At 60.0% G+C, this 23,908-nt stretch carries 25 protein-coding genes; 5 read left to right on the top strand and 20 right to left on the bottom strand.

Annotation, left to right across the window (positions count from 1 at the left end):
• The first annotated feature begins 20 nt into the window (after nt 1-20).
• Nucleotides 21-1,211: an osmoprotectant NAGGN system M42 family peptidase gene (locus KGA98_RS12160; RefSeq protein ID WP_223502416.1), complete on the top strand. Its 1,191-nt coding sequence runs from the start codon at nt 21-23 to the stop codon at nt 1,209-1,211.
• Between the two features lie 208 nt (nt 1,212-1,419).
• A complete protein-coding gene (locus KGA98_RS12155; protein WP_056727184.1) occupies nt 1,420-1,647 on the top strand; it encodes a YheU family protein in 228 nt (75 codons plus the stop codon).
• A gap of 5 nt (nt 1,648-1,652) precedes the next feature.
• On the opposite strand, the gene csrA is transcribed toward KGA98_RS12155, so the two are convergent.
• The 3 genes from csrA to KGA98_RS12140 all read right to left on the bottom strand — a co-directional run bounded on the left by csrA (nt 1,653) and on the right by KGA98_RS12140 (nt 3,205).
• A complete protein-coding gene (csrA, locus tag KGA98_RS12150; RefSeq protein ID WP_154860296.1) occupies nt 1,653-1,838 on the bottom strand; it encodes a carbon storage regulator CsrA in 186 nt (61 codons plus the stop codon).
• Between the two features lie 154 nt (nt 1,839-1,992).
• Nucleotides 1,993-2,325 carry a YnfA family protein gene (locus tag KGA98_RS12145; protein ID WP_154860297.1) on the bottom strand — a complete coding sequence of 111 codons (333 nt, stop codon included), beginning with the start codon at nt 2,323-2,325 and terminating at the stop codon, nt 1,993-1,995.
• A gap of 64 nt (nt 2,326-2,389) precedes the next feature.
• Entirely contained in the window at nt 2,390-3,205 is an 816-nt protein-coding gene (locus KGA98_RS12140) for an SDR family oxidoreductase (RefSeq protein ID WP_057713747.1), read from the bottom strand.
• A 277-nt stretch (nt 3,206-3,482) separates the two neighbouring features.
• Here KGA98_RS12140 and KGA98_RS12135 point away from each other — a divergent pair, with 277 nt between their 5' ends.
• Nucleotides 3,483-3,641, top strand: coding sequence for a DUF3309 family protein (locus KGA98_RS12135; protein WP_172435350.1), 159 nt, complete (start codon nt 3,483-3,485; stop codon nt 3,639-3,641).
• Between the two features lie 57 nt (nt 3,642-3,698).
• Here KGA98_RS12135 and KGA98_RS12130 read toward each other — a convergent pair whose 3' ends face one another.
• From KGA98_RS12130 to KGA98_RS12085, 10 genes are all read right to left on the bottom strand, one after another.
• The gene (locus tag KGA98_RS12130; protein WP_223502415.1) at nt 3,699-5,792 is read right to left on the bottom strand and encodes an LTA synthase family protein; all 2,094 of its coding nucleotides are present in this window, start codon (nt 5,790-5,792) and stop codon (nt 3,699-3,701) included.
• A gap of 337 nt (nt 5,793-6,129) precedes the next feature.
• Entirely contained in the window at nt 6,130-6,735 is a 606-nt protein-coding gene (locus KGA98_RS12125; RefSeq protein ID WP_223502414.1) for an START domain-containing protein, read from the bottom strand.
• Between the two features lie 41 nt (nt 6,736-6,776).
• Nucleotides 6,777-7,031 (bottom strand): YkgJ family cysteine cluster protein, encoded by a 255-nt coding sequence (locus KGA98_RS12120; RefSeq protein ID WP_046037440.1) that lies wholly within the window; start codon nt 7,029-7,031, stop codon nt 6,777-6,779.
• A gap of 166 nt (nt 7,032-7,197) precedes the next feature.
• Nucleotides 7,198-7,677, bottom strand: a complete 480-nt coding sequence (locus tag KGA98_RS12115) for a translation initiation factor 2 (RefSeq protein ID WP_150812227.1) — start codon at nt 7,675-7,677, stop codon at nt 7,198-7,200.
• Between the two features lie 80 nt (nt 7,678-7,757).
• Nucleotides 7,758-9,197, bottom strand: coding sequence for a PLP-dependent aminotransferase family protein (locus KGA98_RS12110; protein WP_223502413.1), 1,440 nt, complete (start codon nt 9,195-9,197; stop codon nt 7,758-7,760).
• Between the two features lie 201 nt (nt 9,198-9,398).
• Nucleotides 9,399-10,211, bottom strand: coding sequence for an OmpA family protein (locus KGA98_RS12105; RefSeq protein WP_218494419.1), 813 nt, complete (start codon nt 10,209-10,211; stop codon nt 9,399-9,401).
• Nucleotides 10,208-10,564, bottom strand: coding sequence for a DUF4398 domain-containing protein (locus KGA98_RS12100; RefSeq protein ID WP_056727192.1), 357 nt, complete (start codon nt 10,562-10,564; stop codon nt 10,208-10,210). The genes KGA98_RS12105 and KGA98_RS12100 overlap by 4 nt, the downstream gene beginning before the upstream one ends.
• A 9-nt stretch (nt 10,565-10,573) precedes the next feature.
• Nucleotides 10,574-11,413 carry a substrate-binding periplasmic protein gene (locus KGA98_RS12095; protein ID WP_218494418.1) on the bottom strand — a complete coding sequence of 280 codons (840 nt, stop codon included), beginning with the start codon at nt 11,411-11,413 and terminating at the stop codon, nt 10,574-10,576.
• A gap of 199 nt (nt 11,414-11,612) precedes the next feature.
• A complete protein-coding gene (locus KGA98_RS12090; RefSeq protein ID WP_150812225.1) occupies nt 11,613-12,542 on the bottom strand; it encodes an electron transfer flavoprotein subunit alpha/FixB family protein in 930 nt (309 codons plus the stop codon).
• A 2-nt stretch (nt 12,543-12,544) separates the two neighbouring features.
• The gene (locus tag KGA98_RS12085; protein WP_015093946.1) at nt 12,545-13,294 is read right to left on the bottom strand and encodes an electron transfer flavoprotein subunit beta/FixA family protein; all 750 of its coding nucleotides are present in this window, start codon (nt 13,292-13,294) and stop codon (nt 12,545-12,547) included.
• A 548-nt stretch (nt 13,295-13,842) separates the two neighbouring features.
• Between KGA98_RS12085 and KGA98_RS12080 the strand changes: the two genes are divergently transcribed.
• Nucleotides 13,843-15,507: an electron transfer flavoprotein-ubiquinone oxidoreductase gene (locus tag KGA98_RS12080; protein ID WP_223502412.1), complete on the top strand. Its 1,665-nt coding sequence runs from the start codon at nt 13,843-13,845 to the stop codon at nt 15,505-15,507.
• A 184-nt stretch (nt 15,508-15,691) separates the two neighbouring features.
• Here the strand turns inward: KGA98_RS12080 and KGA98_RS12075 are convergent, their stop codons facing one another.
• Nucleotides 15,692-16,582: an AraC family transcriptional regulator gene (locus KGA98_RS12075; protein ID WP_057713738.1), complete on the bottom strand. Its 891-nt coding sequence runs from the start codon at nt 16,580-16,582 to the stop codon at nt 15,692-15,694.
• 203 nt (nt 16,583-16,785) lie between these two features.
• On the opposite strand from KGA98_RS12075, the gene KGA98_RS12070 reads away from it, so the two are divergent.
• Complete coding sequence (locus KGA98_RS12070; RefSeq protein ID WP_057713737.1) at nt 16,786-17,838, top strand: NAD(P)-dependent alcohol dehydrogenase; 1,053 nt, start codon at nt 16,786-16,788, stop codon at nt 17,836-17,838.
• On the opposite strand, the gene KGA98_RS12065 is transcribed toward KGA98_RS12070, so the two are convergent.
• The 6 genes from KGA98_RS12065 to KGA98_RS12040 all read right to left on the bottom strand — a co-directional run bounded on the left by KGA98_RS12065 (nt 17,835) and on the right by KGA98_RS12040 (nt 23,660).
• Nucleotides 17,835-18,638, bottom strand: coding sequence for an IclR family transcriptional regulator (locus tag KGA98_RS12065; RefSeq protein ID WP_057713736.1), 804 nt, complete (start codon nt 18,636-18,638; stop codon nt 17,835-17,837). The two genes, KGA98_RS12070 and KGA98_RS12065, sit on opposite strands and share 4 nt — an antisense overlap.
• A 60-nt stretch (nt 18,639-18,698) precedes the next feature.
• Nucleotides 18,699-20,009, bottom strand: a complete 1,311-nt coding sequence (locus KGA98_RS12060) for an MFS transporter (protein ID WP_223502411.1) — start codon at nt 20,007-20,009, stop codon at nt 18,699-18,701.
• Nucleotides 20,010-20,201: 192 nt separating this feature from the next.
• Complete coding sequence (gene dgoD / locus KGA98_RS12055) at nt 20,202-21,350, bottom strand: galactonate dehydratase (protein WP_102671668.1); 1,149 nt, start codon at nt 21,348-21,350, stop codon at nt 20,202-20,204.
• A gap of 48 nt (nt 21,351-21,398) precedes the next feature.
• Nucleotides 21,399-22,019, bottom strand: coding sequence for a 2-dehydro-3-deoxy-6-phosphogalactonate aldolase (locus KGA98_RS12050; protein WP_223502410.1), 621 nt, complete (start codon nt 22,017-22,019; stop codon nt 21,399-21,401).
• Between the two features lie 19 nt (nt 22,020-22,038).
• Nucleotides 22,039-23,031 carry a 2-dehydro-3-deoxygalactonokinase gene (locus KGA98_RS12045; RefSeq protein WP_223502409.1) on the bottom strand — a complete coding sequence of 331 codons (993 nt, stop codon included), beginning with the start codon at nt 23,029-23,031 and terminating at the stop codon, nt 22,039-22,041.
• 146 nt (nt 23,032-23,177) lie between these two features.
• A complete protein-coding gene (locus tag KGA98_RS12040; RefSeq protein ID WP_057713732.1) occupies nt 23,178-23,660 on the bottom strand; it encodes a GNAT family N-acetyltransferase in 483 nt (160 codons plus the stop codon).
• Between the last annotated feature and the right edge of the window lie 248 nt (nt 23,661-23,908).

Genomic DNA, 23,908 nt, shown 5'->3' with positions numbered 1-23,908 from the left:
ATAACCAATCAGGAGTTTCCATGACCAGCAAAATCCCCGAACCGGACCTCGGCTATCTGCAAAAAGTGCTGCTGGAAATGCTCGCCATTCCCAGCCCCACCGGGTTCACCGACACCATCGTGCGCTACGTCGCCGAACGTCTTGAAGAACTGGGCATTCCCTTCGAGCTGACCCGTCGCGGCACCATCCGCGCCACGCTCAAGGGCAAGAAGAACAGCCCCGACCGCGCCGTTTCCGCCCATCTGGACACCATCGGCGCGGCGGTGCGTGCAGTAAAGGACAACGGCCGTCTGACCCTCGCGCCCGTCGGCTGCTGGTCCAGCCGCTTTGCCGAGGGCAGCCGGGTCAGCCTGTTTACCGACAATGGCGTGATCCGCGGCAGCGTCTTGCCGCTGATGGCTTCCGGGCACGCATTCAATACCGCCGTGGATGAGATGCCGATCAGTTGGGATCACATCGAATTGCGTCTGGACGCCTACTGCGCCACCCGTGCCGACTGCGAGTCGCTGGGCATCAGCGTCGGCGATTTCGTCGCCTTCGACCCGCTGCCGGAGTTCACCGAAAGCGGCCACATCAGCGCCCGTCACCTCGACGACAAGGCCGGGGTGGCCGCACTGCTGGCGGCGCTCAAGGCCATTGTCGACAGTGGTGAAGAGCTGATGATCGACTGCCATCCGCTGTTCACCATCACCGAAGAAACCGGCAGCGGCGCGGCGGCGGCGTTGCCCTGGGACGTCAGTGAGTTCGTCGGCATCGACATCGCACCGGTCGCGCCTGGCCAACATTCCAGCGAGCACGCAGTGAGCATCGCGATGCAGGATTCCGGCGGGCCGTATGACTATCACCTGTCGCGCCACCTCCTGCGCCTGGCCTGCGACAACGAGTTGCCGGCACGCCGGGACCTGTTCCGCTACTACTTCAGCGACGCCCATTCAGCGGTCACCGCCGGCCACGACATTCGCACCGCCCTGCTCGCCTTCGGCTGCGATGCCACCCACGGTTACGAGCGCACCCACATCGACAGCCTCGCCGCCCTGAGCCGCCTGCTCGGTGTATATATCCTCAGCCCGCCCGTGTTTGCCAGCGATGCGCAACCGGCCAAAGGCTCACTGGACCGCTTCAGCCATCAGCTTGAACATGACACACAGATGGAAAGCGATACACGGGTGCCGTCGGTGGACAGCCTGGTGGGGCAGCGGTCGGAGAACTGAGTTGAGTCACTGAGATATTCGGTGTCTGATCTGACGCCTTCGCGAGCAAGCCCGCTCCCACATTCGACCGCATTTTCCTGGAGTAACCTGGTCAACTGTGGGAGCGGGCTTGCTCGCGAAGGCAATCTGTCAGACAACACAAAATCCCGGGCTGGCTGTCCTCGCCCAATCGCCGTAGCATCGCGCCATTGATCCAACCGAGGTGCCTATGCTGATCCCCCACGACCAACTTCAAGTCGACACCCTCACCCGCCTGATCGAGGATTTCGTGACCCGCGACGGCACAGACAATGGTGACGACACCCCCCTGGAAACCCGCGTACTGCGCGTGCGCCAGGCGTTGACCAAGGGTCAGGCACTGATTGTCTTCGACCCGGAAAGCGAGCAGTGCCAACTGATGCTCAAGCACGATGTGCCCAAGCACCTGTTTGACTGAGGTCTTCAGCGTCCCTTGGTTTTCGCCAGTTTGTTCTGGATGCGTTCGTAGATTTCGCAGCGGTGCACATTGACGTCCTGAGGCGCCTCAACGCCAAAGCGGATGTTGTTTCCGTTGATCGCGAGAACGCGCACGGAAATGTTGTCACCGATGGAAATGGTTTCGCCCACAACGCGAGTGAGTACGAGCATGAGGAGTGTCCTTCAGGGGTTTCTGGCCCTTGAAGATGCCCGGCCCCCGGTACGCCTACAATGCTCCGACAGCAAACCAGACCGGACTGACAGCCCTTGACGCACACCACTTACGGAAAGGTCTGACAGACCGGTTGATTGTAGGGCCGATCTGTCAGGACGCGGAGAATCGCGGCCCGAACAGAATGATGCTCGCGCCGATCACACACAGCGCCACGCCGAGCCAGTCCGAACCCAGCGGGCGAATCCGCTCGACCACGGCCAGCCAGCCGATTGAGGCAACGATGTAGATGCCACCGTAAGCGGCGTAGGCGCGGCCGGCGTAGGTGGCTTCGATCCGGGTCAGCAGCAGGGCGAACAGGGTCAGGCTCAGGAGCGCCGGCACCACCCACCACATGCTTTTACCCTGGCGCAGCCACATCCAGAAGGCAAAGCAACCGGCAATTTCGAACAGCGCGGCGACGAAAAACCACAGGTAATTGAGCATGCAAGCGTCTCGCGAGGATGGCCGATGGCGGCCACCCTAACCACAGCGTTGCCTGCGGGCAAGATCAGCTTGCGGATTGCCTGGCCTTGGCGCGCATTTTGTCGGCCATGGCGGTCATTTCGTTGTAGAGCAATTGCGGGTTCTTCTGCTTGATCGCCCAGGCCATGCGGCCCTGTTCGTGGGGCAGAATCATGAACTCGCCGGCGGCGACCTGCTGATAGATGTAGTCGGCGATGTCGGCGGCGCTGATGGGCGAGCTTTCCAGCAACTTGCCGACCTGGGCTTTCATGGCCGGGGTCGGACCACGGAAGGAGTCCAGCAGGTTGGTCTGGAAGAACGACGGACACACCACATGCACGCCGACTTCCTGATGCGCCAGCTCGATCAGCAGGCTTTCGGACAACGCCACCACGCCCGCCTTGGCCACGTTGTAGTTGCTCATCGCCGGGCCTTGCATCAGCGCGGCCATGGACGCGATGTTAATGATCTTGCCTTTGCTTTTTTCCAGCAGTGGCAGGAAAGCCTTGCAGCCCTTGACCACGCCCATCAGGTTGATCGCGATCTGCCAGTCCCAGTCCTCCAGGGACAACTCACTGAAGAACCCGCCAGACGCTACACCCGCGTTATTGACGATGACATCGATGCCGCCGAGTTTGACCTCGCAGGCCTGGGCGAACGCTGTCAACTGGCTGTAATCGCGTACGTCGCAGCGCTGGATGAAACCGTCGCCGCCCGCTTCGCGGACCAGCTTGAGGGTTTCCTGCAAGCCGGGCTCGCTGACGTCCGACAAAGCCAGTTGCCAGCCTTCACGCGCCCAGCGCAGCGCGATTTCGCGACCCAGGCCAGAGCCTGCACCAGTGATCATCATGCGATTTTGCATAGCAGACAGCCTTGTTGTTCTTGGAAGATGCACCGAGTGTAGCGAAGGAAATTGCCCGACCCACGCTCCATCAGATTGCTGAATGGCCCGAGCAAACTGCGGGAGCGTCTGACGCAATCAAGGCAACTACAAAAAATAAGAACCCGTGCGAAATACTTCAAAAAAACTTGGAATTTTCCTGCAAGCGCAAGAGTCCGAATTTTTAAGCAGCTCGAATTTACTTCATTCCAGCTGACCTTGATTGGCATGGTCAATCCACTGCATTTTCGACAAGGAAATAGACATGGGCACAATACTGATCATCATTCTGATCCTGTTACTGATCGGTGGTTTACCGGTCTTCCCGCACTCCAGAAGTTGGGGTTACGGCCCGTCCGGTATCATCGGCGTCGTATTGGTGGTGCTGTTGATCCTGCTCTTGCTTGGCCGAATATAAGTATCCGCCAGGCAAAAAAAAGAGGCCCTTGAAGGGCCTCTTTTCTTGCGTCACAACTTAGTCCGGCTTGCCATCAACAACACCGGCGGTGTTGTCCAGCAGACTCTTGGTCGCTGTTTGCAGGAACGCTTCGAGCTTGAGTTTCAACTCGGCGGTACGCGGCGCATCAGCAATGACTTCGGCGCGAGGGTTGGCACCCAATTCATACTGATACAACTTCGGCGCCATGTCCTTGTCCTTCGGCAGGACCAGAATCTGGTCCGCGGTGAGGACGGCCGTGGTCTGCTCGCTGCCCGACGGCTTGATCACACCAATACCGGCGTCGCCTTGCGGCAGGTTGAGCAGGTCGCGTCCCCAGCACTGATGACGTACTTCGCCACCGATGCGGCCCATGATGGTCGGCACGATGTCGATCTGAGTGCCCACGGTGTGGTCACGTTGGCCGAATTTTTCCTGGATGCCCGGCGCGATCATCAGCATCGGCACGTTGAAGCGGCCCAGGTCCATTTCGGTGATCTGCCGTTCGTTACCAAAACCGTGGTCACCGACGACGACAAACAGGGTTTCCTTGAAGTACGGCTCCTTGCGGGCCTTTTCAAAGAACTGGCCCAGTGCCCAGTCCGAGTAACGCATGGCGGTCAGGTGTTCGTTCAGATTGCCACGATCGGTCACGCGCTCGACCGGCAATGGCGTCGGCAAGGCGTAAGGCGTGTGGTTGGACAGGGTTTGCAGCAAGGCATAGAACGGCTTGCCGTTTTCCCGCGCCTTGAGCTCGACCAGGCCACGGTCGAACATGTCCTGGTCGGACACGCCCCAGGTCGGATCAGAGAACACCGGATTCACGAAATCGTTACGGCCGATGAAGTTGGTCATGCCCTGGTTGCTGAAGAAACCCGACTGGTTGTCCCAGGCGAAATCGCCGTTGTAGACATACACGTCGTCGAAGTCACGGGCGCTGAGCAACTGCGGCAGACCGGACAGCTTGTGGCTGCCTTCCGGGGTCTGCATCAGGTATTCGAAGCCCGGCAGGTTCGGGAAACAGGCCATGGTGGCGAACATGCCCTGGTGGGTATGGGTGCCGTTGGAGAAGAAGCGGTCGAACAGCAAGCCTTCCTTCGACAGTTTGTCGAGGTACGGCGTGATGTTGCCTGGCCCACCCAGCGCACCCACCGAGTGACCGGCCATGCTTTCCATCAGGATCACGACGACGTTCTTGATCGGCAAGGTCTTGTCGGCTGGCGGGGTGTAATCGCGACGTACCGCCGCGGTCTCGCCATCCACCAGTTTGTCATCCGCCATCACCAGCATGTCACGCACCACTTGCTGGGCTTGTGGCTGTGGCAGCGTGGCTTTCCAGATATTGTCGCGATCCTCGGACATCCGGCTCTTGGCGGCGGCGACCAGAGAAAGCGTACCGTTGAGACCCAACTGGTTGGCGAAATTGGAATCTGTGGTGTAGACATCACCCCAGCGCATCGGCGGGCCTTGGCGCAAGGTGCCACGGGCCGCGACGACGCAGATCAGCAGGCAAACCACGAACACGCCAATGCGTGCATACCACGGCGCGACCTTGCGTGTGCCGATGCTGCCGCCACTGAACGGGCCACGAGGGCGGGTCGCACGGTCGGCGCCCTTGAATGCCATGCTCAGGATCACGGTACCCAGAGCCCACGCCAGCAGATAGCGGACCACCGGAAAACCATACCAGAGCATGCTGGCCACGGTTTTCGGGTCTTCCTTGACGTACTGGAAGACCAGGCCGTTGAGACGCTGGTGGAATTCACGATAGAAGTCCATCTCCATCAGGCCGAGGAACAGCGCGATGCTGGAGACCACTGTCAGCCAGAGTCGGAACAGCCCGCGTGCCGCCATGGCCCGGGCGCTGAACAAGGCCAGCAGCAACGGAATACTGAGATAGACCACCAGGCGCAGGTCGAAACGCAGACCGTTGGCGAATGCCTCGAGGAAGGTCGAGGCCGGTGTGTCGAGGATCATCGAGCTGTTGTAAGCCAGCAGCGCGACGCGCAGCAGGCTGAACATGACCATCATGACCAGGGCACACAACAGCGTGTAGGCCAGATGCGATTTGACGGTCGGTTGCAGCAGGCGACTAGAAGCTCGCTGCTGACTCAGGGCGTCCGGGATTGCCATGTCGTTTTAGGACCCATTGGAAGTTGAAGTTTCAAAAATACAGCTGCGCCTTGCCCTCTTTTCGGCCCGTACCAGGCCTGGGGGTTTGCGCGGTGCGCAAATGTTGCACGATCAACGGCAGCATTGCCATTGATAACTACCCTCATCCCGAGTCTTTCATCCTGCATTCAGCCATACGCTGCGCGTTACGGGAGAGCCGACGAATTGTCTTGGAGAGTGGGTGAAAATTTCGTGCAACGCATATCCGGAAACAAATTAAAACCTGAGCATCGTTCAAAAAAGCAAACGCCCCGATCGAGTCGGGGCGTCACGAAGTCACCTCAAAAGAGTGACACATTTACTTCTCGGCGCGTTCCTTGAGGGCTTTCAAGGTATTGAACGGGGCATCCACCACGAACTTGTTGGCCACCATCGACGGCACGCTGCCGCCCGGCTCGGTGTGCACCTGATAGGTCACTTCGATCTGGTCGCCCTTGGGTACGAACTTCCAGAAACCGTCGACCTTGGCGACCCGGACGAAGCCTTTTTCTTCAGGAATGTATTTCGGCACGCCTTCGAGCTTGCGGGTCAGGCTGCCATCGGCCCCTTCGATGGTGGTGATGTGCAACACCGAATCACGGGGAGTAACCGGCCACGGGGTGTTGAACTGAGTGTAGGTCCAGCTCTGCTCACCTTCGTGCTTGAGCAGCTTCTGGGTTTTGCATTCGTGAATCCAGGCGCAGGCTCCGGACACGTCGTCCTGCAACGCACGCAGCTTGGCCATGGTGGTCTTCATCAGCGTGACGCCCTGGTAGGCCTTGTAGTCGGAGCCGGCCACTTCACTCAGGGAGATCTTGATGCCGTCTTCGTCTTTCTTGACCTTCCAGTCTTCGGCCTGGGCCGTCGAGGTAGCCAGCACAACCGTCAAACCACACAGCACAGCCATACGATGCAGCGAACCCATAGTCTTATTCCTTATTGTTGAAGTTCCGTTCGTAGAACACATCACGCCGCCGTCATTTGCTCCCACCAGCCGATCAACCGGATGGCTTCTTCGCTGCTGCTTCCGCAAACCTCGGGATCGGCCTCGAAGGCGGAACACACCGCCGGCCGTTCCGGTTGGCCGAAAATACTGCACAGGTTATCGGAGGAAAGTTGCAGGCAACGCTGCCCCGCGGCCTTGCCATTGGGCATACCGGGAATCGGTGAACTGATGGAAGGGGCAATGCAACAAGCGCCACAGCCCTCACGGCATTTCATGACGACAAGCTCCTCGCGACGAGCAATGTGTTAATGGACGGGGCACAGAGTACCCGTTAAAACAGTTGTTTTAAATTACCTGCGGGCGGGTTTTTCAACGCAAACGAGCATGACCGGCCAGTCTCCGACAAAGCGTCTGGCCTGCGGCTCGTGGATCCTGACAGGGTTACTGCTTGAACTCGAAATCCAGTGCCGCGCCTTCGACCTCGTGGCGTTCTTCATTTCGCAGTTGCAGCTGCATTTCGTTGCTGAGCAGGCGGCCGTTGAGCTGGAACTCGCTGTTGCCGCTTTTGTCACCGAACATCTGGGGTAACAACGGTTCGCGCCTGACCAACGGCACCGTTCCGACCGGCTTGAGCTCTTGAACCATATCCTTGGGCAAGCTCAGATCCAGTTTGGTAGATGGAAGCTCAGTCTTTGCCACCTCGCTGGCCGGTTTCGATTTGGAGGCAATGGGCGGACGCTTTTTCACGGGCGTCGCCTGCTTACCGGCCACCGAGGCTTTTTTGACAGGTGCGGCTTCTATCGGTGCGACGTGGAAACTGCCGGTAGTCTGATCCTGCTCGGTAGCAGCCACGACGGATGCCGGCTGAATACTCGCAATCAGGCAGAGCAAAAGCCAGGCGGCAGGAAAAGTCGGTTTCATGTATCCAACGGTGGGTGCAAACGGCAGAGATGCATATGCTCGCCTGTTGCAGCCCACAAGACAAGCGCAGTCGCAGCCTGTTACAAACCGCCAGCCATCTCCTGGCAGAGTTGGGTGGCCAGCATGCCCAGGGTCATCAATGCACGCTCGGCCTCGCGGTTCCACGGGGTGCCGCAATTGAGCCGGATGCAGTGATTGAATTGCTCGGTATTACTGAAGATCAGTCCCGGCGCGATACTGATGCCCTGCTGCAATGCTCGCACGTGCAACTCTTGCGTGTTGACCCGCCCCGGCAGACTGACCCACAGAATGAAGCCGCCGGTAGGTCGGGTCATCTGCGTGCCTTCAGGGAAATACTGTTGCACGGCCAATTGGAAGGCACTGAGGTTTTTCCGGTACTCCTGACGGATGAAGCGCAAATGCCGGTCGTACCCGCCATTTTCCAGGTACGCGGCAATGCCCATCTGGGTCACGCTGCACGCAGAATGCGTACTGAAGGTCTGCAAGCGCTGGATTTCCTGCTGATACTTGCCGGCGATCATCCAGCCGATCCGCACGCCAGGCGACAGGGTCTTGGAGAAACTCGAGCAATAGATCACCCGGTCCAGCCGATCATAGGCCTTGAGAGACTTGGTGCGCCCCTGCTCGAACATCAGCTCACCGTAGATATCGTCTTCGACAATCTGGATATCGAAGTCCGACGCCAGGCGCAGCAATTGTTTCTGCCGCTCCTCCGGCATGGTGCCGCCCAACGGATTGCTCAGGCGGGTGGTCAGCACCAACGCCTTGATCGACCATTGGTTGGCCGCCAGTTGCAGGGCTTCCAGGCTCATGCCCGTGGCTGGATCACTGGGGATCTCGATGACCTTGAGCCCCAACAGGTCGGCCAGTTGCAGCAACCCGTAATAGGTCGGCGACTCGGCCGCGATCAGATCGCCCGGACGGGTCAGCACACGCAAGGACATCTGCAGCGCATCGACGCAACCGTGGGTGATCACCACTTCCGACGGATCGACCACCACGCCGGCATCGCGCATGCGGATCGCCACCTGTCGGCGCAACGGCTCGAAACCAGGGCTGAACATGTAGCTGAAGGCCCGCGGGCTATGGAAACGGGTGACTTTGGCCAATTGCTGATGCAGTGCCCGCACCGGCAAATAGTCGACACTCGGCACCGCAGCGCCCAGCGGGAAGACACCTTCACGACGGGACTCGACCAGGACTTGCTGAATGATGCTGCTGCGGGTGATCAGCCCGGGGCGCTCGACCCGGGCGATGTCCGGCGTCGGCGCGGTGAGCGCCGGCGTCTGGTGCACGTAGTAACCCGACTGCGGCCGGGCGCGGATCAGCCCCTGATCCTCGAGATTGGCATACGCCTGCAACACCGTCGCATGGCTGACATTGAGCTGCGAGCTCATCTTGCGCACCGAAGGCACGCGCTCCCCCGGCTGATAGACCCCACGGCGGATGTCTTCGGCCAGTTGTTGAGCAATACGTTGATAGAGCAAAAGATTGGTCATGACGCAGCACTCGATTTCACGGGCATTTTATTCTTGTGTGAAACAATACCGGAACAGTTTAGAAGTGTACGGGGACAGTTGCCACAATAGTCGACCGTACAGTGCAGTGTCAGCAAAATCTGTACTGTTTTGTGCGGTAATCGGCAGGCATAAAAAAACCCGGCACTGCATGGCAGGCCGGGCTTTCCAGCGACGCAACCCTTAGCGGGCAGCGCCGAGCTGGCCCTTTTCGTCGGAAAACACAATTTCCACCCGACGATTCTGCGCCCGGCCCCGTTCCGACGCGTTCGCGTCCACCGGATACTCGTCGCCATAACCCTCGACCTGGATGCGCTTGTCGTCGATACCCAGGTCCATCAGCACGTCAGCCACCGATTGCGCGCGGTCGCGGGACAGCTTGAGGTTTTCCTGCTTGCCCCCGGTACTGTCCGTATAACCTTCGATCCGCACCACTCGCTTGGGGTTGAGTTGCAGGAACTGCACGATCTTCAACACCACACGGTTGGCCGACGGTTTCAATTCCGCTTCGCCGGTGTCGAACAGCATGTCGCCCAAGGTCATCACCAGACCGCGGTCGGTCTGGCTGGTCGTCAATGCCAGGATCTGCTCCTCGAGCCATTTGCCTTGCTGCTGCACGCTGAACAGTTTGGACTCACGTAATGCCAGTTGCAGACGCTGCCGTTCCAGTTCGAGTTTCGCCGCCTGCTCTTCGTTGAGCACCTGATTGGTGTGCTCCCGGGCAATGGCGCTGTAGCGCTGGCTCAGGTAGGCGTAATGCACCACGTCCGAACCGCTGCCCCAATAGCTGGACAGGCGATCGGCACGGGCCAGGGACTCACCGGCGCGAATCACGTCCTTGGGGGCGATTCGCAGCACATTGGAGTCTTCCTTGACCTTCTGAAAGTCGGCACTGGCCTGCTGCAACGCGGACTCGCTGTGCTGGCTGGCGCAGCCAAAGAGGCTCGCGCAGCCTGCCAGGATCAAACCGCCGAGGGCTTTGCTCTTGAGGCTCATTGGGCATCTCCCAGTTGCTTGCGCAGGCGGGCGATGCGGGTGTTGAGCACGTTCAACTGTTCCTCGCTCTTGGCCGTCAACACCTTGGCTTCAGCCAGGCGCGCATCGAGCTCGGCCTGTTCGGCCCGCATGCGTGCGTTTTTGAAGGATTGATCGGTCATGTTGCCCTTGGCGCGGTTGAACTTGTCTTCGGCCAGTTTCATTTCCGGCACATCGTCGGCGGTGGCGCCTACGGCCTTGGCCTGCTCGAGTGCCTGTTCGGTCAGGCGAATCTGTTCATTCGGCGCAGGATCGGTTGCACAACCCGCCAGGGCGGCAAAGGCCACGGCAGCGAAAAGAGGTCGAATACTCACTGAAAATCCTTACTGTTTTGGGGTACTGACGGGTTGTTGCGGGGGGCTTGGCTGTGGTTGTGAGCGTTGTGCTTTCCATCGCTCGATATTGCGCATCAGCACGGCCTCCGTCAGTCCGGACGCGGGCAATTCTGTCATCTTTTTGGCCAACTGTCCGCGCAACCACGGATCGTTGCACGCCGAGTCATGGGAAATCGCCAGGTACAGGCCAGGTTTGTCGACCGGTTGCGAGCGCGCGACCAGGTCAGCGGCCATGCCCAGTGTCTGTGCGGTCGCCATGCCCGAGTAACGCCCTGCCAGTACAAACTCGACCTCGCCCAACAGCAGTTTCTGAAAGGCCTGGGTCAGGTTGGACGTGCGCGTGAGGGTCAGTTGCTGTCCGGCAAAGGTGCTGAATTGCGGGGTCATTCGGGCCTTTTCCGACACGGCACCGGGATGGCCGTGCAGGTCCTGTGCTTCGTTGTAGACCAGTGTCGAGTCCTTGCGAGTCCAGACCAGGTAGTCGTTTTCCAGCAAGGCTGGATGGATGTAGTCCAGGGTCTCCAGCTCGCTGACGGTCAACGTCGCGTCCGCCAGCATGTCCATGCGCCCGCTGCGCACTTCGTCCAGGGCCTGGGCGCGTTTGCCGGCATAAAGCAGTTCGACCTTGAGCCCCAACTCCCCCGCCACTTGCTGCAGCAAATCGGCGCTGGCACCGATCAGGTATTTGGGATTGTGCGGGTCTTGCCACAGGTACGGCGGTGCGTCCGGGCTGCCGGTGACCACAAGGCGCTCGCATTTGCCTGCAGCGACAGACAGCGTCGGTAATAGCGTCAATCCCAGCAAGCTCCAGACAAGGCGCAGATCCATGGCGACACACTCCACTCAAACTCGGTGATGCCCCCCCTGTAGGAGCGAGCTTGCTCGCGATGGATTCAAAGGCACCGCGTTTATCCAGGATCAACGCGTCATCGTTAACGTCCATCGCGAGCAAGCTCGCTCCTACAGAATGAAGAGCAAAAAAAAGCCCGACCAAAAGGCCGGGCTCTTTATAAGTGAAGCAGCCGGATTAGACCAGCTTCTCCAACTCAGGGATGGCTTCGAACAGGTCCGCCACCAGGCCGTAATCGGCCACCTGGAAGATCGGCGCTTCTTCGTCCTTGTTGATCGCAACGATCACTTTGGAGTCTTTCATGCCGGCCAGGTGCTGGATCGCGCCGGAGATACCGACGGCGATGTACAGCTGTGGAGCAACGATCTTGCCGGTCTGACCGACCTGCATGTCGTTGGGTACAAAACCTGCGTCGACCGCGGCGCGCGATGCACCGACGGCAGCGCCCAGCTTGTCGGCCAGGGCGTACAGGTGTTTGAAGTTGTCGCCGTTCTGCATGCCGCGGCCGCCGGAAATGACGATCTTGGCAGCGGTCAGTTCCGGACGATCGGACTTGGCCAGTTCTTCGCCAACGAAGCTGGAGATGCCAGCGTCGTGGGCAGCGCCAACAGCTTCAACGGCAGCGGAGCCACCTTCAGCTGCAACCGGGTCGAAACCGGTGGCACGCACGGTGATCACCTTGACCGCAGCGTTCGATTGAACGGTAGCGATGGCGTTACCGGCATAGATCGGACGCTTGAAGGTGTCGGCGCTTTCAACCGAGATGATCTCGGAGATCTGGTCAACGTCCAGGGCAGCGGCAACGCGCGGCAGGATGTTTTTGCCGTTGGAAGTAGCGGCAGCCAGGATGTGGCTGTAGCCCTTGCCCAACTCTGCAACCAGAGGAGCGACGTTTTCCGGCAGCTGGTGCGCGTAGGCAGCGTTGTCAGCTACCAATACTTTGCTCACGCCAGCGATTTTCGCAGCGGCTTCAGCCACGGCACCCACACCCTGGCCAGCGACCAGAACGTGGATGTCGCCACCGATTTTGGCGGCAGCAGCAACGGTGTTCAGGGTGGCAGGAGCCACAACCTTGTTGTCGTGCTCAGCGATTACCAAGATAGTCATGATTAGATTACCTTCGCTTCGTTTTTCAGTTTCTCGACCAGTTCAGCCACCGACTTGACCTTGATACCCGCGCTGCGTGCAGCCGGCGCTTCGACTTTCAAAGTCTTGTTGGTGGAGGCGGTGGAAACGCCCAAAGCATCCGGAGTCAGCACTTCGAGAGGCTTCTTCTTGGCTTTCATGATGTTTGGCAGAGACGCATAACGCGGCTCGTTCAAACGCAGGTCGGTGGTGACGATCGCCGGCAGTTTCAGGGAAACTGTCTGCGCGCCGCCGTCGATTTCACGGGTCACAGCTACGCTGTCGCCGCTGATTTCGACTTTCGAAGCGAACGTGCCCTGACCGTAGCCGCTCAATGCAGCAAGCATCTGGCCAGTCTGGTTGTTGTCGCTGTCGATGGCCTGTTTGCCAAGGATCACCAGCTGAGGCTGTTCCTTGTCGACAACAGCTTTCAACAGTTTGGCAACAGCCAGGGAAGTCAGGTCTTCGGCGGACTCGACGAGGATGGCGCGGTCGGCACCCAGAGCCAGCGCAGTGCGCAGTTGCTCTTGAGCGGTGGACGGGCCTACGGAGACGACGACGATTTCAGTCGCAACACCCTTCTCTTTCAGGCGTACGGCTTCTTCCACGGCGATTTCGCAGAACGGGTTCATCGACATCTTGACGTTGGCAAGATCGACGCCGGAATTGTCCGCCTTGACGCGAACCTTGACGTTGTAATCCACAACGCGTTTGACAGCTACAAGAACCTTCATGGATTCCTCGTTACTCTCCGGTGAAAAGAAAGTCGCCTAGGCGAACCTGGCGGTTGATGCTCATCGGGCGCAAGGGCACCTCCAAAAACGCCGGCAAAGCTGTCAAGTGACCATCGCTCATGATCTGGATGACCGTTGGTCAGTGGTGACTGACGAGTCATTCAACATCGCGGCGTGTAAACTGCACATCAAACCCGCGCAGCGCATCACTCTCTACTGCCATCGCCCTGTCTTTAGAGGTGCTCTTGAAACCAACAGCCAGCCTACGGCGAGCGCAAAACCGCCCGTATCTTGACCGGAACGCCTATTCCGGTCAATACGCCAAAATGGCCGTTCATAAGGCGCGTGACTTTGATTTCTCTGGCTTTGAGCCAATTCAAACAAACGTTTGTATTGGACGCTGAGAGTGGTGTAGATATAATGCGCCACCAAAAGAGAAAGGTGGTCAATCGATTGTCCTCTTCCGGCGTTGCGCCGGAATTCATGGATGCGACACCCGACTTCCAAATTAGAAAAAAAACTGTTGAGCCTTGAGTAGGAGATAACCTGTGGAACGCGAATACATGGAATTCGACGTGGTCATCGTCGGTGCCGGCCCCGCTGGTCTTTCCGCCGCCTGCCGCTTGAAGCAGAAGGCCGCCGAAGCCGGTAAGGAAATCAGCGTCTGCGTGGTCGAAAAAGGCTCCGAAGTCGGTGCTCACATTCTGTCCGGCGCCGTGTTCGAACCACGGGCCCTGAACGAACTGTTCCCGAACTGGAAAGAACTCGGCGCGCCGCTGAACACGCCCGTCACCCGCGACGACATCTTCGTGCTCAAGAACGCTGAAAGCGCGCAGAAAATTCCAGACTTCTTTGTGCCCAAGACCATGCACAACGAAGGCAACTACATCATCTCCCTGGGCAACCTGTGCCGCTGGCTGGCCCAGCAGGCCGAGAACCTGGGCGTGGAAATCTACCCTGGCTTCGCCGCTCAGGAAGCGCTGATCGACGAAAACGGCGTGGTTCGCGGGATCATCACCGGCGACCTGGGCGTTGACCGCGAAGGCAACCCGAAGGAAGGCCTGTACACCCCGGGCATGGAACTGCGTGGCAAGTACACGCTGTTCGCCGAAGGTTGCCGTGGCCACATCGGCAAGCAACTGATCAAGCGCTTCAACCTGGACACTGACGCTGATGCCCAGCACTACGGCATCGGCCTGAAGGAAATCTGGGAAGTCGACCCGGCCAAGCATCAGCCAGGCCTGGTAGTGCACACCGCCGGTTGGCCGATGGACATCATGGGCACCGAGAACACCGGTGGCTCGTTCCTCTATCACCTGGAAAACAACCAGGTCGTGGTTGGCCTGATCGTCGACCTGTCCTACAGCAACACCTACCTGTCGCCGTTCGACGAGTTCCAGCGTCTCAAGCATCACCCGGTGCTTGCTCAGTACTTGGAAGGCGGCAAGCGCATCAGCTACGGCGCACGTGCCATCTGCAAGGGCGGCCTGAACTCGCTGCCGAAAATGGTGTTCAAGGGCGGCGCGCTGATCGGTTGCGACCTCGGTACCCTGAACTTTGCAAAGATCAAAGGCAGCCACACCGCGATGAAGTCCGGCATGCTCGCCGCTGAATCCGTGGCCGAGGCGCTGTTCGCCGAGAAGGACGGCACCGAAGAGCTGACCACTTACGTCGACGCGTTCAAGAAGAGCTGGCTCTACGAAGAACTGTTCGCCAGCCGCAACTTCGGCCCGGCGATCCACAAGTTCGGCGCCATCGTCGGCGGCGGCTTCAACTGGCTCGACCAGAACATCTTCGGCGGCAAACTGCCGTTCACCCTGCACGACACCAAGCCGGATTACGCTTGCCTCAAGCTCGCGGCCGACTGCAAGAAGATCGACTACCCGAAACCGGACGGCAAGCTCAGCTTCGACAAACTCAGCTCGGTGTTCATCTCCGGTACCAACCACGAAGAAGAGCAGCCATGCCACTTGAAGCTGGCCGACGCGAGCATCCCGATCAGCAAGAACCTGCCGCTGTACGACGAACCTGCCCAGCGTTACTGCCCGGCCGGCGTGTATGAAGTGATCACCAAGGAAGACGGTGAGAAGCGCTTCCAGATCAACGCCCAGAACTGCGTTCACTGCAAGACCTGCGACATCAAGGATCCTGCTCAGAACATCACCTGGGTAACGCCGGAAGGCGCTGGCGGCCCGACTTACCCGAACATGTAAGCCGAACCGCTGAACATCAAGGCTCCCGAAACGGGGGCCTTTTTGTTGCGTGCGATTCATGTACTGCAGAAGATCCAATGTGGGAGCGGGCTTGCTCGCGAATACGGTTGATCCTTCACCATTTATATTGACTGACACACCGCTTTCGCGAGCAAGCCCGCTCCCACAGGGGATTTGCGGTGGATCAGGCAGCGCGTTCATCCCCGGGATTACGCTCGAAGTACCGCTTGTACTCGCGACTGAACTGCGACGTGCTCTGATACCCCACCCGATGCGCCACCTGCGCCACACCCAGTCCCTCCCCCACCAACAACTGCTGCGCCCGCAGCAGACGCAATCGCTTCAGGTACTGCACCGGTGACAACAAGGTGCTGCGCTTGAAATGCTCGTGAAAGGTCGATGCACTCATGTTGGCGCAACTGGCCAGGGTCTCGACATTCAACGGTTCGGTGTAATGCGCATGCAGATGACTGAGGGATGCCGCGATCCGGGCGAACTGCCCCTGCTGCTCAACCAGTGCCCGCAATACATCGGCTTGCGGACCGCGCAAAGCGACGAACAGCAACTCACGCAAACGCGCTTGCCCCATGATCTGGCATTCCAGCGGATCGTGCAGGCAACGCAGCAGCCGCTCGACACAACCGCGCATGGCGTCATCGAGCACTGCCGAGGTCATGGACTCCGGTGTTTGCGCCGGAATATGCCGCCCCGGCGCCAGGCCCATCGCCAACACCAACTCGCCCAGCATCACCCGGTCGATCGCGACGGAAACACCCAGCATCGGCCCGCTGGGCGCGGCAAAGGTTTCACACTCGAACGGCACCGGCAGCGCCTGAATCAGGTAATGCCCAGCACCATATTCCAGGGTGCGCGGCCCCAGGTACGCCAGTTTGCTGCCCTGGGCGATGATCACCAGGCTCGGCTCATAGATCTGCGGCCCACGGGCCACGTCGCAACTGGCCCGCAGAACCTGTACGCCCGGCAACGCAGTCGGGACGAAACCGTCGCGAGTGGACAGCGGCTCGATCAGCGAAACCAGGGTGGCATTGGCATCAAGGTAACGGGTCAACAGCATCGGGGATCTTCACAAAAAAGGTCACAAAAAAGGTCACGGAATAAGGGACGAAAGCATCATCGCAGGTCTGATTGCCAATGGGTTCGAACAGAGGCGGATGCCGGAGGAATAGGCATGACACCCGGAGGAATCGCCATGGCCGGTACAGGGGAGGACGCCCAGAATGCGCCACCTCACCCGTCAGCGCTTTTGCGAGGTTCACCATGTACACCGCCATCGGATACGCCGCCCAGTCGGCCACCACTCCCCTCGCCCCCGTGAAATTCGAACGTCGCAGCCCAAGGCCTGACGACGTTGCCATCGAGATTCTCTACTGCGGCGTCTGCCATTCCGACATCCATCAGGCCCGCAACGAGTGGGGCATTGCCGTTTACCCGCTGATGCCTGGCCACGAAATCGTAGGCAAGGTGACCGCCGTAGGTGCGAGTGTCACCCAACATAAAGTCGGCGATCTGGTCGGTGTCGGCTGCATGGTCGATTCGTGCCGCAGCTGCGAAGCCTGCCAGGCCAACCTCGAGCAATACTGCCTCGAAGGTCCGACCATGACCTACGCCACCCCCGACCGCGTGGATGGCAGCAACACCATGGGCGGCTACTCCGACAGCATCGTGGTCAGCGAGCACTTTGTGGTGCGTATCCCGGAAAAACTGCCCCTGGCCAGCGCCGCGCCGATCCTGTGCGCCGGCATCACCACCTACTCACCGCTCAAGCACTACGGCGTGAAGGCCGGTGACAAGGTCGGGATTCTCGGCATGGGCGGCCTGGGCCACATGGGCATCAAGTTCGCCAAAGCCATGGGCGCCGAGGTGACTTTGTTCACCCGTTCGGCGAGCAAGGCCGAAGAGGCTCGTCGTCAGGGCGCGGACCATGTGATCGTGTCCACCGATGACGCCCAGATGCAGGCTGCGGCCGGGCACTTCGATTTCCTGCTCGACACCATTCCGGTGCAGCACGACCTCAACCCTTACCTCGATACGCTGCGATTCGACGGCGTACATATCCTGGTGGGGTTGATCGAACCGGTGGAGCCACCGGTACATGCCGCCAAACTGGTGTTGGGGCGTCGCGTGCTCGCCGGCTCGCTGATCGGCGGCATCGCCGAAACCCAGGAAGTGCTGGATTTCTGCGCCGAACACAACATCACCTGCGACATCGAGATGCTCGACATCCGCCAGATCAACGAGGCTTACGCCCGCATGATCGCCGGTGACGTGAAGTACCGCTTCGTCATCGACATGGCGACCTTGAAAATCTAAACCTTCAAGCCAAGCTCCGCCGACAGCCGGGCCGTGACCCCTTTGATCAGGGGAATCAGCTCGGCCATTTTTTCCAGCGGCATGTAAGGCACGGTACTGGCAATGCTGATGCCGGCGACGATGCGCTTGCTGGCATCACGGATCGGAGCGGCCACACAGCGGATCGACGGTTCGTTGTCTTCCAGGTCGAACGCATAACCGCCGGCCACATACTCGACCATGCGCTGCTGAAACTGCTCCCAGGTTTGCTCCGGGTGCTGCGGCCAGAACTGGTTTTTCCCACCCACCGGCAGGCTGACTTCGTACAGGCGCTGCCACTCTTGCGGTGAATCATCGAGCATCAGCGCCTTGCCGATCCCGGTGCGCGCCAACGGCATGCGATGGCCGACCCGCGAACGCATTTCCGGGCCATTGCGCCCCGGATTCTTGTGCAGGTACAGCACTTCGTCGCCTTCACGGATCGCCAGGTGAATGGTGTCGCCGGTCAACGCCGACAACTCATCCAGGTACGGCCCGGCCAGGGTTACCAACGGCAGCTCTTCACGGGCCTGAAAGCCCAGTTCGATCAGTTTCGGCCCCAGCAAATAACCGACTTGCGGCACCACCCGCAGATAACGCTCGTCCACCAGGCAACTGGCCAGGCGATGGGTGGTGCTGCGCGTGGTGCCGATCAGCCGGGCGATTTCCTTGAGATCGCGGGCGCCGCTGGCCACGGCCTGGACCACACCCAACCCGCGAAGCAGGGTCTGGGTGCCGGTCGGCGCGGCGTCCTTGGCGATTTTTGGGGCGTCTTCCTGCATATCCAGCCTTTACCGTTGAGCGAGTGAACGGGCGGCATTATGGTCGCCCGCGTGCCACGACTACAACTTGATACGCTCGACCTTGCCTACCAGCAAGATGTAGGACAGTGCGCCAATCAGTGCCAGCACCGAGATGTAGGTGATCGCCGGGGCAAAAGAATCACCCGTCGCGAGGAAGCCGATCACGATAGGCGTGGCAATCGCCGACAGGTTGCCGATGAAGTTGAACACACCACCGGTCAGCCCGAGCAAGCGCGCCGGAGCCAAGGTCGATACCAGCGACCAGGTAATCGAAGCCAGGCCATTGCCGAAGAATGCCAACGCGAGGAAGGCAATCACCAACGGCGTCGACTCGACAAAGTTGGCGCCGATGATCGAGGTGGAAATCAGCAGGCCGCTGATGATCGGCAACTTGCGGGCGAAACCTACCGTGTAACCGCGACGGATCAAAAAGTCCGAGAAGAAACCGGAACACAGCACACCGATAAACGCGGCGAGAAACGGCAGCGATGCCAACAGGCCGGACTTGATGAAGTCCATGCCGCGATACTTCACCAGGTAGGTCGGGAACCAGGTGAGGAAGAACCACAGTGTCGAGTTGAGGCAGAACTGCCCGAGGTAAATGCCCCAGAGCTTGCGCTTGGTCAGGACAATCCCCAGGTCGGTCCAGCTGAATTTGGCTTTGACCCTGGCCTGTTCGGCCTGGATATCCACCAGCCCGCCGCCCTCGCGGATCAAATCGATTTCCGCGTCATTGGCGCCTTTGAAATCCCGTGGCTCGCGATACACCGCGTACCAGATCACCGCCCACACAATGCCCACCGCGCCAGTGGTGACGAACACCATGTGCCAGCCGAACTCGTGCTGCAGCCAGGCCAGCACCGGCGTCAGGAAGGCCAGACCGACGAATTGCCCGGAGGTATAGAAACCGATGGCCGTGGCACGCTCGCGTGCGGGGAACCAGGTGGTGACCACACGGCTGTTGATCGGGTACGCCGGCGCTTCCAGGGCGCCGACTGCCATGCGCAACACGAACAGCGCGATGAAGCTGCCGGCGAAGCCGAGCATCACCGTGGCCACCGACCACAACAGCAAGGCAACACTGTAAAGGATGCGCGGTGGCACGCGATCCACCAGCCAGCCGCCGGGGATTTGCATGGCCGCGTAGGTCCAGCCGAACGCGGAGAAGATCAGGCCGACGTGGATCGGGTCGATGCCCAGGTCACTGGTCAATGCCGGGGCAGCGATGGACAGGTTGCTGCGGTCCAGGTAATTGATCACCACGGTGATGAACAACAGCACCATGATGAAAAAACGCTTGCGGCTGGGCGTCACCAACGACGCCTGCCCGGTGAGGGTTTGCGGTTGCATGAGGGGTGCCTCTTCTTATGGTTATTGAGGTCAATGAGAAAACCGGGGAAACGCAGATCCCTCTATCCATGGAGATCTAGTGTGGGAGCGGGCTTGCTCGCGAAGACGGCTGCACATCCAACATTGATGTGACTGACAGGACGCTTTCGCGAGCAAGCCCGCTCCCACAGGGGACGGTGGTGTGTCAGTGACTCACCACTCGGCAAAACTGCCATCGGCATGGCGCCAGATCGGGTTGCGCCAGCGGTGGCCGATGGCGGCGCGTTCGATCACGTATTCCTCGTTGATCTCGATGCCCAGGCCCGGGCCGTTCGGGATCTTCACGAAGCCTTTGTCGTAGTCGAACACCCTTGGGTCTTTGACGTAGTCGAGCAGGTCGTTGCTCTCGTTGTAATGGATGCCCAGGCTCTGCTCCTGGATGAACGCGTTGTAGCAAACCGCGTCCAGTTGCAGGCACGCCGCCAGGGCAATCGGGCCCAACGGGCAATGCAGCGCCAGCGCCACGTCGTAGGCTTCGGCCATGTTGGCGATCTTGCGGGTCTCGGTGATGCCACCGGCGTGGGAGGCATCCGGCTGGATGATGTCGACATAACCTTCGCTGAGCACGCGCTTGAAATCCCAGCGCGAGAACAGCCGTTCGCCCAGGGCAATCGGCGTACTGGTCAGCGGCGCCAACTCTTTGAGCGCTTCGTAGTTTTCGCTCAGCACCGGCTCTTCGATGAACATCAGCTTGTACGGATCAAGCTCCTTCATCAGCACCTTGGCCATGGGCTTGTGCACCCTGCCATGGAAGTCCACGCCTATGCCGACGTTCGGGCCGACGGCATCGCGCACGGCAGCGACGTTGGCCAGGGCCTGGTCGACCTTGTCGAAGGTATCGAGGAATTGCAGCTCTTCGGTGCCGTTCATTTTCACCGCGGTAAAACCACGCTCGACCGCTTCTTTCGCCGCACGCGCGGTGTCCGCTGGACGGTCACCGCCGATCCACGAGTACACACGAATCTTGTCCCGCACCTGGCCACCCAGCAGATCGCTGACCGACACGCCCAGCGCCTTGCCCTTGATGTCCCACAAGGCCTGATCGATACCGGCCAGAGCGCTCATGTGGATCGCGCCGCCACGGTAGAAGCCGCCGCGATAGAGCACGGTCCAGATGTCTTCGATGTTGCGCGGGTCTTTACCGATCAAGTAGTCGGACAATTCTTCAACGGCAGCGGCAACGGTGTGGGCGCGGCCTTCGACCACGGGCTCACCCCAACCGGTGACGCCCTCGTCGGTTTCGACCTTGAGGAAGCACCAGCGCGGCGGAACGATGAAGGTGGTCAGTTTGGTGATTTTCATCTTTTGGCTCTCTTATTAGATGCAGCGCGCTCGGCGCTCAATGAAGTCTCAGCGAAGGGCTTTCCAGGCAGCGACGTAGGCCTCGGCATTGGCCGACACTTGCGTAGGCGTCATGCCCGGTTTGAACAGGCCGGAACCGAGGCCGAAACCTTTGACGCCGGCGTCGATGAACGACTGCATGTTGTCCGGCGTGATCCCGCCGACCGGCGCCAGCAGGGTTCCGGCAGGCAATACGGCGAGCCAGGCTTTGACGACTGCCGGCCCCATCTGCTCGGCCGGAAACAGCTTCAGCACATCCGCGCCTTCAGCCAGTGCCGTGAAGGCTTCGGTCGGCGTGGCGACACCCGGCGACAGGTACAGCCCTGCCGCTTTCGCCGCGCGCAAGACCTTCGGATCGCTATGGGGCATGACGATCACCTGGCCGCCCGCGGCTTTCACTTGCTCGATCTGCTCCGGCGTCAACACCGTACCGGCACCGATCAGGCAATCGGCGGGCAAGGTACTGCGCAGGATGCGGATACTTTCGTACGGTTCAGGGGAATTGAGCGGCACTTCGATGACGCGAAATCCGGCGGCGTACAGGACTTCGCCGATGGCCGCCGCTTCCTGCGGACGCAGGCCACGCAGGATCGCGATCAGGCCGTTTTGCGCTAGGGCTTGTTTGAGCATGTCAGGACTCCAGTCAGGTTTAACGGGATGCGGTGCACGTGACCAGGCCGGCAGCCAACGCCAGTTGCCACAACCCGCGTTCGGTGGCTTGTTCGGCCAGATTCACCCGGGCAAAACCGCAGGCGTCGAGCGCACGGCTGTAGCGGGCACAGAGTTGGGTGTTGCCGATGAGGATGATCGAAGGCAGATGCACGCTGTTGCGTCGGCGCCGCTGGACATTGGCCAAGGCCGTCAACTCGTGGCCGATCAGCAGGCCGGACAGATAGTCCGCCTGGGCGATTGCGCTCAACTCGCCGGTCAGCCCGAGACTACGGGCGCTGAACATCGTCGACAGCAGGCCGATTTCACCGTGCGCCGACAACGCGACCTTCACGCCGCGATCAAACGCATCGCCATCGAAAGACGCGCCACATTGTTGGGTGCGTCCGAGAATGCTGTGTTGACTGAGCACAGCGAAGACTTCGCCGGTCATGAAAGTGTCGAAGTGCACGATGCAGCCGTCGGCCACTTCCACCCATTTCGAATGGCTGCCCGGCAGGCCGATCAGCAGATCAGCGCCCGCCTCGCTCGTCAGGTTTTGCAGCACGCCGAGTACCTGGGTTTCTTCGCCGCGCATCACGTTCGGCAAAGGCGAACGCTCGATGACGCCGGGCACGATGTGCACATCGACGCCGCGCCGGCTGCGCACGGTTTGCAAGGACGTACCGAGCGTGGCGACGTTCGCCGGCGTGTCCCGGTAGGCCGCTTCGCTCCAACCCTGGGCGCTGCCGACCATGCCGCAGGCAATCACCGGTAAATCCGGCTGGGCGTCGAGCCAGTCGCCACAAGCCTCATCGAAGGCCAGTTCGAAACCATCGGCGCATTCCCGGCCGCCAATGATTCGCGGCGCTTTCGGCAGCTGCATGATCCCCGACGACAGCGAACGCTGTTCGAGCACTTGCCCGCCTTCGGCCAGTTTGTAAGCACGTAATGAGGTTGTCCCCCAGTCGAGCGCGATCAATTGCGCCTGCATCGCTTCACCTGTTTTGGTTTTTGGCAGTGAGTGAGCGGGACTATAAACCTGCGACGGGACAAATCTCAATATATAAATATCAATCCCATATTATGAGACAAGGCAAAAAAAATCGCAGCCCGAAGGCTGCGATCTTTTGGAAGCGATCAGTTACCCGCTGCAAAATCCCGCAACACCGCCCCATCCATCCGATAGCGCACCCACTCCTCCTGCGGCTGCGCGCCCAGGGATTTGTAGAAATCGATGGCCGGCGTATTCCATTCCAGCACGCTCCACTCGAAACGGCCGCAGTCGTTGGCGCAGGCGATTTTCGCCAGATGCCGCAACAGGGTCTTGCCCGCGCCACCGCCGCGTTGCTCCGGGGTGATGTAGAGGTCTTCGAGGTACAGGCAGTTGCTGCCAAGCCAGGTGGAATAGCTGAAGAAGAACACCGCGAAACCGATGGGTGCACCCTCGCGCAGGCAGATCAGGCCATGGGCTGTGGCGCCTTCGCTGAACAGGCTGCGCTCGATATCGGCAACGCTGGCGATGACTTCATGGCGGGCACGTTCGTAGTCGGCCAGTTCAGTGATGAACGCGAGGATTTGCGGTGCGTCACTGGGGGTCGCCGGGCGGATTTCGATCGTCATGGACGTGCCTTGTCAAAAGTGGAAAACGCCATACTAAGTCGGCGCGGTATTTGTGGCGAGGGAACTGTCCCAACACCTGTAGGAGCGAGCTCGCTCGCGATGGTCGTTAACGATAACGCGTGCTTTCTGGATACACCCGGTGTTCTCGGGTTCATCGCGCGCAAGCTCGCTCCTACAAAGGGGGTTTACTCCGGCCGGCACTAACCCTGGAATCGATAACCTCGGACCTAATATTCGGGGTCTGCGTG

The sequence above is a fragment of the Pseudomonas sp. BF-R-24 genome, assembly GCF_019947335.1.
GTDB lineage: Bacteria > Pseudomonadota > Gammaproteobacteria > Pseudomonadales > Pseudomonadaceae > Aquipseudomonas > Aquipseudomonas jessenii.
This window is presented reverse-complemented; position numbering and strand designations above follow the sequence as displayed.

Excerpts from the sequence above, each read along its gene's own strand:
- KGA98_RS12090 (WP_150812225.1), bottom strand. The coding sequence starts at position 12,542 with ATGACTATCTTGGTAATCGCTGAGCACGACAACAAGGTTGTGGCTCCT.
- dgoD (WP_102671668.1), bottom strand. The coding sequence starts at position 21,350 with ATGAAAATCACCAAACTGACCACCTTCATCGTTCCGCCGCGCTGGTGC.
- csrA (WP_154860296.1), bottom strand. The coding sequence starts at position 1,838 with ATGCTCGTACTCACTCGCGTTGTGGGCGAAACCATTTCCATCGGTGAC.
- KGA98_RS12060 (WP_223502411.1), bottom strand. The coding sequence starts at position 20,009 with ATGCAACCGCAAACCCTCACCGGGCAGGCGTCGTTGGTGACGCCCAGC.
- KGA98_RS12140 (WP_057713747.1), bottom strand. The coding sequence starts at position 3,205 with ATGCAAAATCGCATGATGATCACTGGTGCAGGCTCTGGCCTGGGTCGC.
- KGA98_RS12145 (WP_154860297.1), bottom strand. The coding sequence starts at position 2,325 with ATGCTCAATTACCTGTGGTTTTTCGTCGCCGCGCTGTTCGAAATTGCC.
- KGA98_RS12160 (WP_223502416.1), top strand. The coding sequence starts at position 21 with ATGACCAGCAAAATCCCCGAACCGGACCTCGGCTATCTGCAAAAAGTG.
- KGA98_RS12125 (WP_223502414.1), bottom strand. The coding sequence starts at position 6,735 with ATGGGTTCGCTGCATCGTATGGCTGTGCTGTGTGGTTTGACGGTTGTG.
- KGA98_RS12075 (WP_057713738.1), bottom strand. The coding sequence starts at position 16,582 with ATGCTGTTGACCCGTTACCTTGATGCCAATGCCACCCTGGTTTCGCTG.
- KGA98_RS12085 (WP_015093946.1), bottom strand. The coding sequence starts at position 13,294 with ATGAAGGTTCTTGTAGCTGTCAAACGCGTTGTGGATTACAACGTCAAG.
- KGA98_RS12115 (WP_150812227.1), bottom strand. The coding sequence starts at position 7,677 with ATGAAACCGACTTTTCCTGCCGCCTGGCTTTTGCTCTGCCTGATTGCG.
- KGA98_RS12155 (WP_056727184.1), top strand. The coding sequence starts at position 1,420 with ATGCTGATCCCCCACGACCAACTTCAAGTCGACACCCTCACCCGCCTG.
- KGA98_RS12070 (WP_057713737.1), top strand. The coding sequence starts at position 16,786 with ATGTACACCGCCATCGGATACGCCGCCCAGTCGGCCACCACTCCCCTC.
- KGA98_RS12105 (WP_218494419.1), bottom strand. The coding sequence starts at position 10,211 with ATGAGCCTCAAGAGCAAAGCCCTCGGCGGTTTGATCCTGGCAGGCTGC.
- KGA98_RS12050 (WP_223502410.1), bottom strand. The coding sequence starts at position 22,019 with ATGCTCAAACAAGCCCTAGCGCAAAACGGCCTGATCGCGATCCTGCGT.
- KGA98_RS12095 (WP_218494418.1), bottom strand. The coding sequence starts at position 11,413 with ATGGATCTGCGCCTTGTCTGGAGCTTGCTGGGATTGACGCTATTACCG.
- KGA98_RS12120 (WP_046037440.1), bottom strand. The coding sequence starts at position 7,031 with ATGAAATGCCGTGAGGGCTGTGGCGCTTGTTGCATTGCCCCTTCCATC.
- KGA98_RS12110 (WP_223502413.1), bottom strand. The coding sequence starts at position 9,197 with ATGACCAATCTTTTGCTCTATCAACGTATTGCTCAACAACTGGCCGAA.
- KGA98_RS12040 (WP_057713732.1), bottom strand. The coding sequence starts at position 23,660 with ATGACGATCGAAATCCGCCCGGCGACCCCCAGTGACGCACCGCAAATC.
- KGA98_RS12130 (WP_223502415.1), bottom strand. The coding sequence starts at position 5,792 with ATGGCAATCCCGGACGCCCTGAGTCAGCAGCGAGCTTCTAGTCGCCTG.
- KGA98_RS12065 (WP_057713736.1), bottom strand. The coding sequence starts at position 18,638 with ATGCAGGAAGACGCCCCAAAAATCGCCAAGGACGCCGCGCCGACCGGC.
- KGA98_RS12045 (WP_223502409.1), bottom strand. The coding sequence starts at position 23,031 with ATGCAGGCGCAATTGATCGCGCTCGACTGGGGGACAACCTCATTACGT.